At 60.9% G+C, this 16,048-nt stretch carries 17 protein-coding genes; 8 read left to right on the top strand and 9 right to left on the bottom strand.

Annotated elements, in window-relative coordinates; genetic code table 11:
- Positions 1–206: 206 nt before the first annotated feature.
- Together M2394_RS24040 and M2394_RS24035 are read right to left on the bottom strand one after the other, a co-directional pair.
- Positions 207–698, bottom strand: a complete 492-nt coding sequence (locus M2394_RS24040; RefSeq protein ID WP_259174820.1) for a GNAT family N-acetyltransferase — start codon at positions 696–698, stop codon at positions 207–209.
- A gap of 64 nt (positions 699–762) precedes the next feature.
- Positions 763–1,149 (bottom strand): hypothetical protein, encoded by a 387-nt coding sequence (locus M2394_RS24035; protein ID WP_178922186.1) that lies wholly within the window; start codon positions 1,147–1,149, stop codon positions 763–765.
- Between the two features lie 136 nt (positions 1,150–1,285).
- Between M2394_RS24035 and M2394_RS24030 the strand changes: the two genes are divergently transcribed.
- Positions 1,286–1,960 (top strand): hypothetical protein, encoded by a 675-nt coding sequence (locus M2394_RS24030; protein WP_259174819.1) that lies wholly within the window; start codon positions 1,286–1,288, stop codon positions 1,958–1,960.
- A gap of 93 nt (positions 1,961–2,053) precedes the next feature.
- On the opposite strand, the gene M2394_RS24025 is transcribed toward M2394_RS24030, so the two are convergent.
- Positions 2,054–3,469 (bottom strand): cytosine permease, encoded by a 1,416-nt coding sequence (locus M2394_RS24025; RefSeq protein ID WP_259174818.1) that lies wholly within the window; start codon positions 3,467–3,469, stop codon positions 2,054–2,056.
- A 218-nt stretch (positions 3,470–3,687) separates the two neighbouring features.
- Here M2394_RS24025 and M2394_RS24020 point away from each other — a divergent pair, with 218 nt between their 5' ends.
- A complete protein-coding gene (locus tag M2394_RS24020; protein ID WP_010171799.1) occupies positions 3,688–4,599 on the top strand; it encodes a LysR substrate-binding domain-containing protein in 912 nt (303 codons plus the stop codon).
- Between the two features lie 140 nt (positions 4,600–4,739).
- On the opposite strand, the gene M2394_RS24015 is transcribed toward M2394_RS24020, so the two are convergent.
- From M2394_RS24015 to M2394_RS23995, 5 genes are all read right to left on the bottom strand, one after another.
- Positions 4,740–5,132 carry a hypothetical protein gene (locus M2394_RS24015; RefSeq protein ID WP_178922178.1) on the bottom strand — a complete coding sequence of 131 codons (393 nt, stop codon included), beginning with the start codon at positions 5,130–5,132 and terminating at the stop codon, positions 4,740–4,742.
- A 261-nt stretch (positions 5,133–5,393) separates the two neighbouring features.
- A complete protein-coding gene (argE, locus tag M2394_RS24010) occupies positions 5,394–6,539 on the bottom strand; it encodes an acetylornithine deacetylase (protein ID WP_259174816.1) in 1,146 nt (381 codons plus the stop codon).
- Positions 6,536–7,213: a DUF1028 domain-containing protein gene (locus M2394_RS24005; RefSeq protein ID WP_259174815.1), complete on the bottom strand. Its 678-nt coding sequence runs from the start codon at positions 7,211–7,213 to the stop codon at positions 6,536–6,538. The genes argE and M2394_RS24005 overlap by 4 nt, the downstream gene beginning before the upstream one ends.
- An 11-nt stretch (positions 7,214–7,224) precedes the next feature.
- Positions 7,225–7,635 carry a RidA family protein gene (locus M2394_RS24000; protein ID WP_016969085.1) on the bottom strand — a complete coding sequence of 137 codons (411 nt, stop codon included), beginning with the start codon at positions 7,633–7,635 and terminating at the stop codon, positions 7,225–7,227.
- A 24-nt stretch (positions 7,636–7,659) separates the two neighbouring features.
- Positions 7,660–8,991 carry a flavin-containing monooxygenase gene (locus tag M2394_RS23995; protein WP_372339923.1) on the bottom strand — a complete coding sequence of 444 codons (1,332 nt, stop codon included), beginning with the start codon at positions 8,989–8,991 and terminating at the stop codon, positions 7,660–7,662.
- Between the two features lie 154 nt (positions 8,992–9,145).
- Here M2394_RS23995 and M2394_RS23990 point away from each other — a divergent pair, with 154 nt between their 5' ends.
- From M2394_RS23990 to M2394_RS23970, 5 genes are all read left to right on the top strand, one after another.
- Positions 9,146–9,985 carry a helix-turn-helix transcriptional regulator gene (locus M2394_RS23990; RefSeq protein ID WP_259174814.1) on the top strand — a complete coding sequence of 280 codons (840 nt, stop codon included), beginning with the start codon at positions 9,146–9,148 and terminating at the stop codon, positions 9,983–9,985.
- 46 nt (positions 9,986–10,031) lie between these two features.
- A complete protein-coding gene (locus M2394_RS23985) occupies positions 10,032–11,414 on the top strand; it encodes an aspartate aminotransferase family protein (protein ID WP_259174813.1) in 1,383 nt (460 codons plus the stop codon).
- Positions 11,415–11,532: 118 nt separating this feature from the next.
- Entirely contained in the window at positions 11,533–12,912 is a 1,380-nt protein-coding gene (locus M2394_RS23980) for an APC family permease (protein WP_259174812.1), read from the top strand.
- Positions 12,913–12,949: 37 nt separating this feature from the next.
- Positions 12,950–14,440: an aldehyde dehydrogenase gene (locus tag M2394_RS23975; protein ID WP_259174811.1), complete on the top strand. Its 1,491-nt coding sequence runs from the start codon at positions 12,950–12,952 to the stop codon at positions 14,438–14,440.
- 90 nt (positions 14,441–14,530) lie between these two features.
- Complete coding sequence (locus M2394_RS23970; protein ID WP_178922164.1) at positions 14,531–14,965, top strand: GNAT family N-acetyltransferase; 435 nt, start codon at positions 14,531–14,533, stop codon at positions 14,963–14,965.
- Positions 14,966–15,076: 111 nt separating this feature from the next.
- Here the strand turns inward: M2394_RS23970 and M2394_RS23965 are convergent, their stop codons facing one another.
- The gene (locus M2394_RS23965) at positions 15,077–15,562 is read right to left on the bottom strand and encodes an HIT family protein (RefSeq protein ID WP_259174810.1); all 486 of its coding nucleotides are present in this window, start codon (positions 15,560–15,562) and stop codon (positions 15,077–15,079) included.
- A gap of 139 nt (positions 15,563–15,701) precedes the next feature.
- Between M2394_RS23965 and M2394_RS23960 the strand changes: the two genes are divergently transcribed.
- A complete protein-coding gene (locus tag M2394_RS23960; RefSeq protein WP_178922161.1) occupies positions 15,702–16,031 on the top strand; it encodes a DHCW motif cupin fold protein in 330 nt (109 codons plus the stop codon).
- Positions 16,032–16,048 lie beyond the last annotated feature (17 nt).

Here is a 16,048-nt window from a genome sequence, read left to right as displayed (position 1 = left end):
TAGATGTAACGGGTTAAAACCGCGCCTGATCACGCCCCAGAGTAGGTTGTGACTGTCTGTAGGCGGCTTCCTTGTTTCTGTGTGCCGTTTCAAGTTGTGCATCAGAAGCTGGCCGCGCGGCGAGGGTTTTCGCACGTTGAAACACAGGGGCTTTTCAACTGGCTGTTTGCCGGAAAACGTCCCGATACACACAACAGAGAACGGGCTTAAAGCGCCATCACCATCTCATGCCACGCCATCCCACCGTGATCCGAGGGCGAGGGCCGCACATACGCATAGTCCATGCGTTCATACAACGGCACATGCTGCGCCTTGCACATCAAATGAATCGTCTGCTTGCCCATGTCGCGCATGCGCTGCACAAACTCGGTCATCAACACCTTGGAATAGCCTTTGCCCTGATGCGCCGGGTCGACCACCACCGACATGATCACCACGTTCGGCGCCTCAGGCGAATGCCCCACCAGTTCCTTGAACGCCTCATCCGACATCACCACGTCAAACGCGCAACCGCAGTTGATGAAGCCCACCAGCTCGCCATCGGCTTCCAATATCAGAAAACCTTGCGGGTACTGCGAGATGCGCGTGGCGATCTTCTCCAGCGTCGCGGCTTCGTCGCCTTCGTAGGCGCTGATTTCGATTTCAAAGCAACGGGCGGCGTCGGCGGGCAGGGCGTTGCGGAAAGTGAGGGCGGGCATGTGGGTTCCTGAAACCGTGAGTGGAAGGCCCCATCATAGTGAAACACCGCCCTCGAGGCAGCTATCAGGTGAACATGTCGGGGCCTATGTCCTCGATGCCTTCATGGCGCAGCCTCTGGTCAAACTGTTCTTTGAACTGATTGATTTTTTGCTGCATCTGAGGGGTATAACGTCCGTCCGGGCCGTCAGGGCGGAAATCGAACTTGATGGGATAGACGTTTTCATGCGTTGCAAAGGGGGCTCGCTCAGGGTCGCCAACTTCATTGTTAAGCGGCGGTAAACCCAGTGCTTCAGCAAGCCTGAAGGCAATCTCCAGCGTTTTATCAACGTCGCTTGCTTTCACCAGTACAGGAATTTTTTCCCGGGGCGACGGTGTGGTGTCTCCAGAGGGGCGGAACGTCTCGATTTGAGGCGCAAAGGCTGGCAATGGTGTGGAGGGAATATTCGACATGTTGGATACTCGTAACTTAATGATGCCAAAGCGGGCGCTTGGCCAGTTGAGTCTGTGGTTCGTTGGGTGGGGTTAGTTCCAATCGGCTCACCCGTCTTATCCAGAAGCAACGAAAGGCAGATTAAAGGGAGGGTAGATGGGGAGTCATCGCAGTAAAAAACTTGGTATTACTGAAGGTTATTGGGCTGGTCTAAGTGAAGATCGACGGATTATGTGGAAATTTTTTAGTCGGGCACTCACTTTTGTGGGTGCACTGGCTGTTTCGAAAACTGGAGTTAATTATATAGATTGGCTTATTGCTGCCAGTGCCACGGTGTTTTCTTTTTTGCTTATCGAGAGTCAGCGCTCTTATACGCGCTACAGCGTTGGCCTGCGGAAGAAATTGATACGGGTGTCAGTGGCATTGGTGGCGACGTCTGTATTGTTCGCAGGGGGCATTTACTTTTCACAAGCTGCTTTTTTTGCATTGGCCAGTACTTATACTTCCATGCCTCCGTCCAGTCTTGGAGGGGAATACAGTGAATTTAAACATGTTCTGTATGTTTTAATGTTTGTCTGTGCGGGAGGGGTGGCGATAGTCAGGGTATTTCGGCAGTTGGATGTCATGGGGCTGATTTATCATCTTCCTCGCCAGCAGATGATAAGGTTGCTTGTTCATAAAGAGTGTAAGTTGGAAGGGTTTCCTAGGTTCGCTTGTTTCGAACTGGGTGTGATAGTGGCTGCAATTTGTTACTCAGGGGTGGTCGCTTCGCTGATCAGTGGCCTATTGGAGATTGTACGTATTGCAGTCGATGCGGCGGGAGTTAGTTAGGTGGATCAAATAAAAAACCACTCACGTCTTGGCCTTAAAGCCACGATGAGAGTGGTTCCATTCATCTCGATTTAAACGCTACAGGCAGTTGATTCAAACCCCACTCACCAACTTCCCCCCGTCCATCCTGCGTTTATACGCACTGTCCCGACTCGCCAACCAGAAATACAACGGCGACGTCACCACCAACCCCACCACCCAGGACAAATCCGCGCCATTAATGTGTGCCGAGATCGGCCCCACGTACAGCGGCGTGTTCATGAACGGAATCTGCACCGCAATCCCCACCGCGTACGCCAGCAGCGCCTGTGGGTTGTACTTGCCGTAGATCCCGCCATCCACGCGGAAGATCGAGGCAATATCGTATTTGCCTTTGTGGATCGCATAGAAGTCGATCAGGTTGATTGCCGTCCACGGCACCAGTACCACCAGCAGCACCAGCACCATGTCGACGAAGTGGCCGATGAAGTCCTTGGAGGCGAATACCGCGGCAATGGCGCAGGCGGCCAGCACCAGGGTGGAGATCACCGCGCGGCTCTTGGCCGTGGGGATCCAGCGGTAGGCGAAGGTCTGGATCAGGGTGATGATCGACAGCACGGCGCCGTACAGGTTGAGGGCGTTGTGGCTGATCACGCTGAGCAAAAACAGCACCAGCATCAGCGGGCCGATGGCGCCGGTGGCGAGTTTGACGGCGTCCATGGTGTCCATGCCCACGGGCGTGGCGAGCACGGCAACGGCGCCGAAGATGAAGGCCAGGCTGGAGCCCAGGGCAGAGCCCAGGTAGGTGGTCCAGAAGGTCGACGCCACCGGTACGTCGGCCGGCAGGTAGCGGGAGTAGTCCGACACGTAGGGGGCGAAGGCGATCTGCCACAAGGCCGCCAACGACACGGTTGCCAACCAGCCGGAAATGTTGAATTCGCCGCGAGTCAGGAAGTCCGTGGTCTGTACGTGGGTGAAGATGTAGCCGAAGCCCAGCACAATGCCGGCGCCGAGCACCCAGGTGCCGATGCGGTTGAGCACGTGGATGAAGCGGTAGCCGATGATGCCGATGATGCCCGAGCCAATGGCACCGATCACGATGCCTACGGGCACCGGCACGCTGTCGACCACGCCGTGCAGGGATTTACCCGCCAGCACGATGTTGGAGGCGAAGAAACCGATGTACATGACGCCGGCGATCACCACCACCAGCAGGGCGCCGAGGGAGCCGAACTGGGCGCGGCTCTGGATCATCTGCGGGATGCCCATTTGCGGGCCCTGGGCCGAGTGCAACGCCATCAGCACGCCGCCGACCAGGTGGCCGACGAGGATCGCGACGATGCCCCATAGCAGGTTCAGGTGGAACAGTTGCACACCCAATGCGCCGGTGACGATCGGCAGCGGCGCGATGTTGCCGCCGAACCACAGGGTGAACAGGTCTCTTACCTTTCCATGGCGATCTTCCGGGGGCACGTATCCTATCGTGTGTTTTTCGATGAGCGGGGCGGAGGATGTTGCAGTGGTAACCATGACGAGCTCCAAGGCAAGGTGAGTACGTTGACGTACTTCGCTGTGCGCCGCACGGGCGGGCGCTTTGTTGTTGGAGTGATCATCTGCAATGGGCGCAGGGAGGTAAATTAGTAAGTTTGTTGCTATAGACCTTAAAAAATATAGCTCGCGCGTGAGCGTGCTCCGGTATGTTGCCTACCTGTGTCTATGGGCGAAGTCCCGCGTTTCTGGAGGTCCCGATGGCTGCCTACAACCTGCGCCAACTCAGATATTTTGTCACAACGGCCGAGTGCGGCAGCGTCGCCGAGGCCTCGCGCAAGCTCTATATCGCGCAGCCGTCGGTCTCTACCGCCATCAAGCAGTTGGAAGACAGTTTTGGCGTGCAGCTGTTTATCCGCCATCACGCCCAGGGCGTGTCGCTGACGCCCAGCGGCGCGCGGTTTTATCGCAAGGCGCTGGAGCTGTTGCGGGTGGCCCACGAGTTCGAGCAGAACGCCCTGGCCGACAACGATGTGGTGGCCGGGCAGATCGATATCGGCTGCTTTGAAACCGTGGCGCCGTTGTACCTGCCGCGCTTGATCGCCGGGTTCAAGGCGCTCTGGCCGGGGGTGGAAATCCGCATCCGCGACGGCGAGCAGCAAGAGCTGGTGCAGGCGCTGACGGCGGGCAGTATCGACGTGGCGATGCTGTTCGAGCACGACCTGGGCGGCACCATCGAAACCACGCCGCTGATGCCGCCGCAGCAGCCTTACGCGTTGCTGCCGGCTGATCACCGTTTTGCACAACAGGCCAAGGTCTCGCTGGCGGACCTGGTGCTGGAACCGATGATCTTGCTCGACGTACTGCCAAGCCGTACGTACTTCGTGAGCATCTTTGAAGAGCGCGGGCTGACGCCGAATATTGTGTTCAGTTCGCCGTCCATCGAGATGGTGCGCGGGATGGTGGGGCGCGGGTTCGGGTTTTCGATCCTGGTGACCAAGCCGTTCACCGAGTACACCTACGACGGGCAGAAGGTGGTGTGCGTGCCGTTGGCCGAGACCGTGACCGGCTCGGGTTTGTCGGCCGTGTGGCTGCGGCGGGCGCCGCTGACCAAACCGGTGCAATTGTTTGTGGATTACTGCCGTGAAGAACTCGCAAGACTTCTCGGCTAACACAAATCCCCTGTAGGCGCTGGCTTGCCAGCGATAGCGGTATGTCAGCCAACCACTGTGCTGGCTGAGGCACCGCCATCGCCGGCAAGCCGGCTCCTACGGGGAAGGCGTTTCAGGCATGTGTCACGGTGGGGCAACTGTCAGCTTTCTGGGGCGTAGTTCCGGATACCCGCCTGCTGCAGCTCCTGTTGGAACTCTCGGCGAAAGTCGTCGATTCTCATCTGCAAGGCAGGGCTGAAGGTGCCGTTGGGGCCATTGGGTTTGAAACGGAAATCGAAGGTCACATGCAGTTGTGCCCCATCACCCAAGTCAAGGTAGTCCAAGTCGTCGGACTTGAGTTCTACACCAATGGCTTTCTTTCTGGCCAGTTCAGTGAAAATTTCCTTGGCTTCGAACTGATCACTAAATGTCACCGTGAATCGAGCGTTTGACGTATCTGTCGTGCCCGGCGCGGGGCGCATGCGCAGCGCTTCAGGTGCGGCCTGAAGGGGTAGGGGGCTCGTGCTAGACGAAAGAGATGAAATACCGGACATAGAAATACCCACGAAATGGTTGGATTTTGGGTGGCAAATGAGCCGCTTTCGTGGGTGGTTGGGTCAATGCGCTCGGTTCCTGAGCGGCATTTGGCAAGTGAATCGAGACATTTCGCTTACAGGCCAACACCAACCCATGTAGGCGCCGGCTTGCCGGCGATCGCGCTGTATCAGTCAACCAGCATATGACCGTTATACCGTTATCGCGGGCAAGCCCGGCTCCCACAGGGTTTTGCATTGAGTGACGGGCCGGTGTTCGGCTCAGGTGCGGATCGAATCCAGCATCCGCTGCAGCATTTCATCGCAGCCTTGAAGCTGTTCCACCCTCACAAACTCATCCGGCTTATGCCCCTGGTCCATGCTCCCAGGCCCGCACACCACCGTGGGAATGCCCTTGGCGTCAAACAACCCGCCTTCGGTGCCAAACGCCACGGTGCCAAAATCCCGCGAGCCCGAGAACGCTGCAATCAACTCCGCCGCCTGGCTGCGCTCGTTGGTGACCAAGCCGGGGTACGCCGACAGTTCGGTAAAGCGGATTGCACTCTGCGCGCTCACCGCCTGCATGCGCGGCAATACGTGTTGTTCGGCGTACGCCTTCAGTTCAATCGCCACTTCGCCTGGGTCCTGGGACGGCAACGCCCGCACCTCGAAATCAAATCGGCAATCGGCCGGCACGATGTTCAAGGCCTTGCCGCCGCTGATCACCCCTGTCTGCACGGTGCTGAACGGCGGGTCGAACCGCGCATCCCGGGTGTCTCGCAGCCGCTGCCCAATCCGCCCCAGTTCACCTATCAAGTCAGCGGCGTGTTCAATCGCATTCACCCCGTAAGGCGCATACGCCGAATGGCACGCCTCGCCATGCACGTCACAACGCATGGCGAGCTTGCCCTTGTGGCCCAGCACCGGCTTGAGTTCGGTCGGTTCGCCGATGATGCACAGCATCGGTTTCACCGGCCGTTGCTCCAGTACGGCGAGCAACGAACGTACACCCAGGCAACCGACTTCCTCGTCATACGACAGCGCGATATGCACCGGCAGGCGCAAAGTCGCCTCGACCAACGCCGGCACCAGCGCCAGCACGCAGGCGATGTAGCCCTTCATGTCCGCTGTGCCACGGCCAAACAGTTTGCCGTCGCGTTCGGTCAGCTCAAAGGGCGGCAGCGTCCACGGCTGCCCATCCACCGGCACCACGTCGGTATGGCCCGACAGCACAATCCCCGGCAACTCAGCCGGGCCGATGCTGGCGAACAGGTTGGCCTTGCTGCGTTCCTCGTTGTAGATCAGCTCGCTGGCCACGCCGAAACCGGCCAGGTAAGCGCGCACGAACTCGATCAACTGCAGGTTCGACTCGCGGCTGGTGGTGTCGAACCCCACCAGCGTCTGCAGCAGTTGGCGGCTGCGGCTCATCGGTCGTCTCCGGCCACGCCGTAGCCCGGCGATCGATCGGGGGCGAGGGCGCGGTCGATGTAGTCCTGCACTTGCGGGCAGTAGGCATCCCAGAGTTTTTGCAGCGCGGCGATAGGTTGCTCATCGGCCCAATCCACCCGCAGGTTGATGATCGGCCAGGTCAGCTCGCCCACCACCACCAGCGCCGCCGAGTGCACCGGGCCGGCTTCGCCACCGGCGGCGATGGCGGCGTGCATCGCGGCCAACAGGCGATCCGCCAATTGGCCTTCGCCGCTTTCAAACGCCGTGACCATGGCCTGGATCACCGTGCGGTCGGCGAGCATGTTGCCTGCCGCCACACACTGCTCACCGGAGACCGCATGGTGGGTGCCCAAGGTTTCACTGCCGCTGAAATGCACGGTGCGGCCCAGGTGATCAATCGCCGTCAGTTGCCGGTATTGGCTGTAGCCGTTGCTCGTCAATGCTTTATCGATGGCTTCAGCCGGGGCCAGGCCCTGTTCCAGCCAATCGAGCACGTCCGGGCCCAGGGCCGGCAGGGTGATGTTCTGGGTCGACACCGCGCCCACGCCGGGCCGCAGCCATGGGCAGCGGGCACCTACGGCAATGCTCGATGAGCTGATGGCGATGCCTAGCTGGCCGGTCTCGGCGCAACGGGCGACGATTGAAAAGGTCATGGTGGCGCTCCTTATTCGGGAATAACCGCGATCACATCAATTTCCATCAGCCACTGCGGCTGGCCGAGGGCCGACACCACCAACCCGGTGGAGATCGGGAACACGCCCTTGAGCCACTTGCCGACTTCCTGGTACACCGGCTCGCGGTAGCGCGGGTCGATCAGGTAGGTGGTGGTCTTGACGATGTGCGACAGGTCGGAGCCGGCTTCTTCCAGCAGTTGCTTGACGTTTTTCATCGCCTGTTCGGCCTGGGCACGCGGATCGCCGAGGCCGATCAGGTTGCCCTCGAAATCGGTGCCTACCTGGCCGCGCACATACACGGTGTTGCCGGCGCGGACGGCTTGGCAGAGGTCGTTGTCCAGGCTCTGGTTGGGGTAGGTTTCCTTGGTGTTGAACATGCGGATGCGAGTGTGAGTAGGCATCAAAAAAACTCCGGCAATAAGTGATCAGGCGCTGACAGGGGACTGGCGAACCACCGGGGCGGCTTCGCGGTATTCAAGGTATTGGCGCTGGATGGCGATGTGGTCGGCCACGTATTTGGCGTCGTGCCACACCCCCCAGATAAACGACGAGCCACGGCGCGACTGCCACGGCAAACCGAGGAAGTAGATCCCGGCTTCGGTGGAGACCCCGCGCTGGTGCGCTGGCTTGCCGGCGGCGTCGAAGGCCTCGACTTTCAGCCAGCTGTAGTCCACGGCAAAGCCGGTGGCCCAGATGATCGAGGTGATGCCGGCCGCGACCAGGTCCAGCTCCAGGATCGGCTGCTTGATGCACTCGGCGTCGGGGAACACGCGGCGCGCTTCGGGTTCCAGTGGCAGGTCCAGGCCGTTGCGTTCGATGTAGGCATCGGCGGCATCCAGCAGGGCCAGGTAGTTCTCATCGCCACGGGCCAGGTTGTCCACCAGGTTCGGCTGGAACGTGGCGACGCTGCCATTGAACGACTGGGTGAGGCCGACCAGGGTCATGCCTTGCTGGGCCAGTTCACGGAAGTCGATGGTCTTGCCGCCGTGGGCACCGCTGACCGCGATGGTCACGTGTTCGCGCCCGGGCTTCATGGCCGCTTGGTCCCATTCGCCGAGCACACCGAGCCACCAGCAGAAGTCGCGGTTGCGGTAGGCGCGAGGCGGGCGGTCGTGGGCGCCGACCGACAGGTACACCTGGCGCCCGGAGCGCTGCAGCTCATCGGCAATCTGCACGCCGGACGAACCGGCGCCCACCACCAGCACGGCACCGGCTGGCAGTTGTGCCGGGTTGCGGTAGTCGGCGGAGTGGATCTGGTGCAGCGCGGTGTCTTTGGGGGCGATGGCTGGGATCACCGGCTTCTGGAACGGCCCGGTCGCCGCGACGACGCGGTTGGCCTCAATCACGCCTTCGCTGGTGTGCACGGTAAAGCCTGGGCGGCCGACATTGCGCACCACGGAGGTGACGTCCACACCGGTACGAATCGGCGCGTTGAATTTGCGTGCATAGGCTTCGAAGTAATCCGCGACGCGTTCTTTGGGCGCGAATGCATCGTCGGCGACGTCATCGAATGCCAGCCCCGGAAAACGGTCATGCCAGGCCGGGCCGTTCGCCACCAGCGAATCCCAGCGCCCGGTGCGCCAGCGCTCGGCAATGCGGCTGCGCTCCAGCACCAGGTGCGGCACACCTTGCTTGCTCAAGTGCTCGCTCATGGCCACGCCAGCCTGACCGGCTCCCACGACGAGGGTGTCTATTTTTGTTATTGCTTGGGTCATGTGTCTGTCCTTGCGTAATGCAGTTGGATTCAGCTTGGGCATGACTTCAAGGCTAGGGGGAGGGCGGTTTTTAATAAAATATTATTAAGCTGGGAAGTGAGCATAAATATCGAATGCAGGCTCACCCTATCGGGTGATTTCGATGAGGGGGCTATGTGTGTGAGCATTCTCGCAGTTCCTTGAGCGAGTCTTCGAAGTGGAAAACGACCGGCTTTCTTCCGCGCAGTGGTTTGAACAGATGGCCCGGGTCACCGAGAGCATCGGGCAAGCGGGTTTCGCCGCCACCCTGTTCGAGGCCCTCGGTTACCTGCAACCGATCCAGGCCACGACACTGTATTGGTACCCGCGTGGCGGCATGCCCAGCGCCTTGTTCGAGCTGGATGGGCCGTGGCTGCCCCAGGGCAATGTGCGCCAGTACCTGTCCGGGTTCTATCTGCTCGACCCGTTCTACGGCGCCTGCGTCGAGGGCGTCAGCTCGGGCTGCTATGCCCTGGCCGACGTCGCCCCCGACCACTTCGAACTCAGCGAGTACTTCCAGTCGTTCTACCGGCACTCCCACCTGGAGGATGAACTCAACTACCTGCTGCAGTCGGGCAATGGCTCCAGCCTGGCGGTGTCGCTGGCGTTTACCCAGAAGCTCGACGCCGCCACCACCGCGCAGTTCAAGCGCATCGCGCCGTGGCTGCTGGCCGTGCTGGGTAAACACTTTGTGGGCCTGGACGCCCAGGGCGCGCGCTTTGCCAATGAGTTGGAGCAGCGCATTCACTCGGCACTGAACAACTTTGGCTCGTCGATCCTGACCGAGCGTGAATGCCGGATCGCCCAGTTGATCCTGCGCGGCCACTCCACCCGTTCGCTGGCCGAGCGCCTCGAAGTCTCGGAAGACACGATCAAGTCCCACCGCAAACACATCTATACCAAGCTCGATATCGGCGCGCAGTCGGAGCTGTTTGCCCTGTTTATCGACTCGCTCGCCGAAGCCCAGGGCGTGCTGAGCAAAGACCCCCTTGAAAGCTACATGAGCAAGCACCGCTGAGCGGCGTTGCTCCCCCTTGCGTCACCACTAATAAGAGAGAACCGCCATGAATCTACCCGCCCACCTGAACCGTCGCACCGAGGATTACCAGGCGTCCGATGCGGCCCACCACATCCACGCTTTCGTCGACCAGAAGGCGCTGAACGCCGAAGGCCCGCGTGTGATGGTGCGCGGCGAGGGCCTGTACCTGTGGGACAGTGAAGGCAAACGTTACCTGGACGGCATGTCGGGCCTGTGGTGCACGCAACTGGGCTACGGCCGCAAAGACCTGACCGCTGCCGCCGCAACGCAGATGGATCAACTGGCCTACTACAACCTGTTTTTCCACACCACTCACCCTGCGGTGGTCGAGCTGTCGGAGCTGCTGTTCAGCCTGCTGCCGGCTCACTACAGCCATGTGATCTACACCAACTCCGGTTCCGAAGCCAACGAGGTGCTGATCCGTACCGTGCGCCGCTATTGGCAGGTGGTGGGCCAGCCGCAGAAGAAAATCATGATCGGCCGCTGGAACGGCTATCACGGCTCCACCCTGGCGGCTTCCGCGCTGGGCGGCATGAAGTTCATGCACGAGATGGGTGGCCTGATTCCGGACGTTGCACACATTGACGAACCCTATTGGTACGCCCAGGGCGGTGACCTGACGCCGGCCGAATTCGGACGTCGTTGCGCGCTGCAACTGGAAGAAAAGATCCTTGAACTGGGCGCTGAAAACGTCGCGGGCTTTATCGCCGAGCCGTTCCAGGGCGCTGGCGGCATGATCTTCCCGCCGGAAAGCTACTGGCCCGAGATCCAGCGCATCTGCCGTCAATACGATGTGTTGCTGTGCGCCGATGAAGTGATCGGGGGCTTTGGCCGCACTGGCGAGTGGTTCGCCCACCAGCACTTCGGTTTCGAGCCCGATACCTTGTCGATCGCCAAGGGCCTGACTTCCGGCTACGTGCCCATGGGCGGCCTGGTGCTGAGCAAACGCATCGCCGATGCGCTGGTGGAGCGGGGCGGGGTGTTCGCCCACGGGCTGACCTATTCCGGGCACCCGGTGGCGGCGGCGGTGGCATTGGCCAACCTCAAGGCCCTTCGCGATGAAGGCATCGTGCGCCAGGTGAAGGATGACACCGGGCCGTACCTGCAAAAGATCCTGCACGAGGTATTCGGCAACCACCCGATGATCGGCGAGATCCAGGGCACCGGCCTGCTCGCAGCCTTGCAGTTTGCCGAAGACAAAAGCACCCGCAAACGCTTCGCCAATGAAAACGACCTGGCCTGGCAGTGCCGCACCTTCGGCTTCGAAGAGGGCGTGATCATTCGCTCAACCCTTGGCCGCATGATCATGGCGCCGGCCCTGGTGGCCACCCGCGCGGAGCTGGATGAACTGGTCGACAAGACCCGCATCGCAGTCGACCGCACCGCACGGATCGCGGGAAAACTCTGATGTGACCCGCTCACCCCTCCACGCAGAGGGGTGAGTGATCGCCTTCCGACAGCGCTTGAACGGCATCGATCTCATCGCATGCCGCGACGCCCTGCATGCCGATTTCCAGGAGTCACCCATGACGACAATAAAAAACGTGGCCGATACCCCCTCCCATCCTGCGCCTGCTGCTCCTTCTGGCGGTCGACGCTTCCGCCAGCCACTGGGCCTGGTCGGGCTGATCCTGTTCGGCCTGGCCTACATGGTCCCGCTGGCGGTGTTCACCACCTATGGCCTGGTCACCCAGATGACCCGTGGGCACTTGCCGACCGCCTACATGCTGACCCTCGCCGCGATGCTGCTGACCGCCTACAGCTACGGGCGCATGGTCCAGGCCCATCCCTATTCGGGGTCGGTCTATTCCTATACCCGCAAGGCGTTCGGCGCGTGCTTCGGTTTTATCGCCGGGTGGACGCTGCTGCTCGACTACATCTTCCTGCCGCTGCTCAGTTACCTGCTGATCGGCATCTACCTGTCGGAATACTTCCCCGGTGTGCCGACCGCCGTGTGGGTGCTCGGCTCGATTGCCCTGGTGACGGGGCTCAACCTGGTGGGCATCGAGTCGATCACCCGGGTCAACTGGGTGCTGATCGTGGCCCAGCTGGTGTTCATTGTGGTGTTCGTGGCGTTGTCGGTGCAAAACCTGAACGAGCAAGCAGCACCGGTTTCGCTGCTCGCGCCGTTCCACCATGAAGGTTTCAGCGCGCCACTGATCATGGCGGGGGCGGCGGTGTTGTGCCTGTCGTTCCTGGGCTTTGATGCGGTGTCGACCATGGCCGAGGAAACCCCCAACCCGCGCCGCACCATCCCGCTGGCCATCCTGCTGGTGTCATTGATTGGCGGCTTGTTGTTCCTGCTGGTTTCGTATTTCGCCCAGATGGTGTTTCCCGAGTGGAACAGCTTCGCTGACCCCGATTCCGCCTCGGTGGATGTGATGCGCCGCGTGGGTGGGGAAATGCTGGTGACCGCCTTTACCGCCACCTACGTTGCCGGCTGTTTTGCCTCGGCGATGGTGTCCCAGGCCAGCGTGTCGCGAGTGCTGTTTGCCATGGGCCGTGACGGCGCATTACCCCGGGTACTCGGCAAGCTGGTAACGAAAAAGCGCGTGCCGGCCACGGCGATTGTGCTGGTCAGCCTGTTCTCGTTGATTGCCTTGTTCATCACCCTGGACACCGTGGCCAACATGATCAGCTTCGGGGCGCTGTTCGCGTTCTCGGCGGTGAATCTGGCGGTGATCAAGCATTACCTGGTCGACCAGAAACTGCGTGGCCTGCGCAACTACCTGCTGTACGCCGCGCTGCCGGCCCTGGGGTTTCTCAGCACGATCTGGTTGTGGACCAGCCTGTCGAGCATGTCCTTCACCATCGGCCTGTGCTGGATGGGCCTGGGGCTGCTTTGCCTGCTGGGTATCACCCGGGGCTTGAGCGTGAAGATGCCCGAATTGCAGATCGCTGAATAACCCTTCTTATCCCTCCGACATCCATTGGGAGCACACCGTGTTCGATCTTGATTACTGGCAACAGCGCGTTGCCCGCCAGCGCTTTATCAACACCGCCTTGATCGGCGGCCGCGCCGTGAGTGCGGCCTCCGGGGCGACCTTCGACGCCATCAACCCCGCCAACAACCAGGTGCTCGCACGGGTGGCCGCCTGTGGCGAAATGGAAGTCGACCTGGCCGTACGCAGCGCACGCCAGGCCTTTGAAACCGGCCCGTGGCGGCGCATGACGCCGGTGGAGCGCAAGAAAATCCTCATCAAACTCTCCGAGTTGTTGATGACCCACCGCGAAGAGCTGGCGCTGCTCGACTCGCTGAACATGGGCAAGCCAGTGATGGACGCCTATCACATCGACGTGCCCGGCGCGGCCCATGTGTTCGCCTGGTACGGCGAGGCGCTCGACAAGCTCTACGATCAAGTCGCCCCCACGGCCCATACCGCACTGGCAACCATTACCCGTGAAGCCCTGGGCGTGGTGGCGGCCGTGGTGCCATGGAATTTCCCGCTGGACATGGCCGCGTGGAAGCTGGCCCCAGCCTTGGCGGCCGGCAACAGCGTGGTGCTCAAGCCCGCCGAGCAGTCGCCGTTTTCTGCGTTGCGCCTGGCCCAGCTCGCCCTCGAAGCGGGTATCCCCGAAGGCGTGCTCAATGTGGTGCCCGGCCTCGGCGAAAGCGCCGGTAAAGCCCTGGGCCTGCACCCTGATGTGGATTGCCTGGTGTTCACCGGCTCCACGCAGGTGGGCAAGTACTTCATGCAGTATTCCGCGCAATCGAACCTGAAGCAGGTGTGGCTGGAGTGCGGGGGCAAAAGCCCGAACCTGGTGTTCGAAGACTGCCAGGATCTGGACCTGGCAGCGGAGAAGGCCGCGTTCGGGATTTTCTTCAACCAGGGCGAGGTGTGTTCGGCCAACTCGCGGCTGTATGTACAACGTTCCATCCATGACGAGTTCGTCGAGCGCGTGATTGCCAAGTCCCGCGCCTGGATGCCCGGCGATCCCCTGGACCCGCGCAGCGCTGCCGGCGCCATTGTCGACCGTGGGCAAACCGCGCATATCCTGCAGGCCATCGAACAGGCCCAAGGCGAGGGCGCCCGGCTCTTGTGTGGCGGCCAGCAGTTGACGATCAACGGCTCGTCAAACTTCATCCAGCCCACGGTGTTTGGCGACGTGACTTCGCACATGGCGCTTGCCCGTAACGAGGTGTTCGGCCCGGTGCTCGCCATCAGTGCTTTCGACACGGAAGAACAAGCGATCCAGCAAGCCAACGCGAGTATTTATGGCCTGGCCGCGTCGGTGTGGAGCGACGACCTCAACCGCGCGCACCGCGTTGCCCGCGCCCTCAAGGCCGGTACGGTGTCGGTCAACACCGTCGACGCACTGGATGTGACAGTGCCCTTTGGTGGCGGCAAACAGTCCGGGTTCGGGCGGGACCTGTCGTTGCACTCGTTCGACAAGTACACGCAGTTGAAAACCACCTGGTTCCAGTTGCGTTGATTCAAGTGCTTATCCGGTCGTGCATTCATGGGTGCACGACCGCTGCCAGTGCAGGCACACTGGGCCCTCACTCAGAGGGCTTTCAGGACCATGGTCAACATTCGTGTGATGAGCACTGCCGACTACGACGCGGTGCTCGAACTGATGCAAGACACCCCCGGTATTTCCTTGCGCGACGCCGACTCCCGTGAGGCCACCGAACGTTATTTGGCGCGCAACCCGGGTATGAGTTTCGTGGCGCAAGACAGCGACCGGTTGGTGGCCTGCGTGATGTGCGGTCACGATGGCCGTCGTGGTTATTTGCAGCACCTGCTGGTGCTGCCGGCGTATCGTCGCCAGGGCATCGCCCAGGTCTTGGTGCAACGTTGTCTTACGGAGCTTGAGCAACTGGGCATCCACAAATGCCACCTTGACGTGTTCAAGACCAACACAGAAGCGGCCCGCTATTGGCAAGGGCAGGGCTGGACACTGCGCACGGATATCGACCGTTATTCATTCACCCGGGTGGGAAATGAAAACGCCTGAATCAGGGAACCCTGTGGGAGCTGGCTTGCCTGCGAAGGCGGTGGCACGGCTGAAGCAGATGTTGCCTGAACCACCGCTATCGCTGGCGAGCCAGCGCCTACAGGGTCGGTGTTAAGCCCGGAAGCGTGCGCGCAGCGCTTCGATGACTTGAGGCACCGAAGGTCCGTGGATCGTGGGTGGTACAGGGTTTTCTCCAAACTCTCGCCAGACAAACAGCGTCAGGTCAGCGCCATCCGTCACCGTATGCCCGTGCCCTTGCGTGCCGAAATCCTGCAGCGCGCGGTAGCGCTCATCTCGCCAGAAGGCCGCTTCAACCCAGTCATACACCGGGATGAAATGAAAATGCAGGGGGAAGCCTGGCATGTGCCCATACCGGCTGATGTACAGCCATTTGGGTTGCAGGTGCGTTTCCATCACCCGTTGTACTTTGGCCAGCAACCCGCCCAACTCTGCCAGCGCCGCCTCCGGCATATCCGCCAACGAATGGATCGGCGCCTTGGCTCCCAGCATCAGGTAACCCGGCAGCTTCGACGCCTGGTGATGGTTGAGCCGCCAGTGCTCGGTGTCGAAAAGGATGTAGTCGGGGTTGATCTGCATAGGCTCGTGTCCATGAGGGCAGGGCGGCAGGATAACAAAGGCGCGTGCCTGTATCCCACAAAAGCAGGTGATCTGTGTCTACCGCCCAACCGAGCAGGCCGTTAGTTTCACGTCATGTTAACTGACGACCGAGTACATCATGGATCTCACTGCTGTTGCGTTTGGCACCACCGATTGGTCAACCCTCGAAGCACAGCTTCACCCCGGCGTCACGGGCAGTGCCTTATGGCGGACCTGTCACTTCGGCACCACCCGCGTGCGCATGGTGGAATACACCCCGGGCTACCTGGCGGATCACTGGTGCTGGAGAGGGCATGTCCTGTTGTGCCTCGAAGGCGAGTTGCACACGGAGCTGGAGGACGGTCGACAGTTCGTCCTAACACCCGGAATGAGTTATCAAGTGGGCAATGACATGGAAGGCCATCGTTCCTCGACGCGGGTCGGGGCGAAGCTGTTTATCGTGGATTGAAGCAGAAAAAAGACGTT

Origin of the sequence: Pseudomonas sp. BIGb0164, from assembly GCF_024810135.1 — a bacterium.
GTDB lineage: Bacteria > Pseudomonadota > Gammaproteobacteria > Pseudomonadales > Pseudomonadaceae > Aquipseudomonas.
Note: the sequence above shows the minus strand (reverse complement) of the source record. Positions and strands in the feature narration are given on the sequence as shown.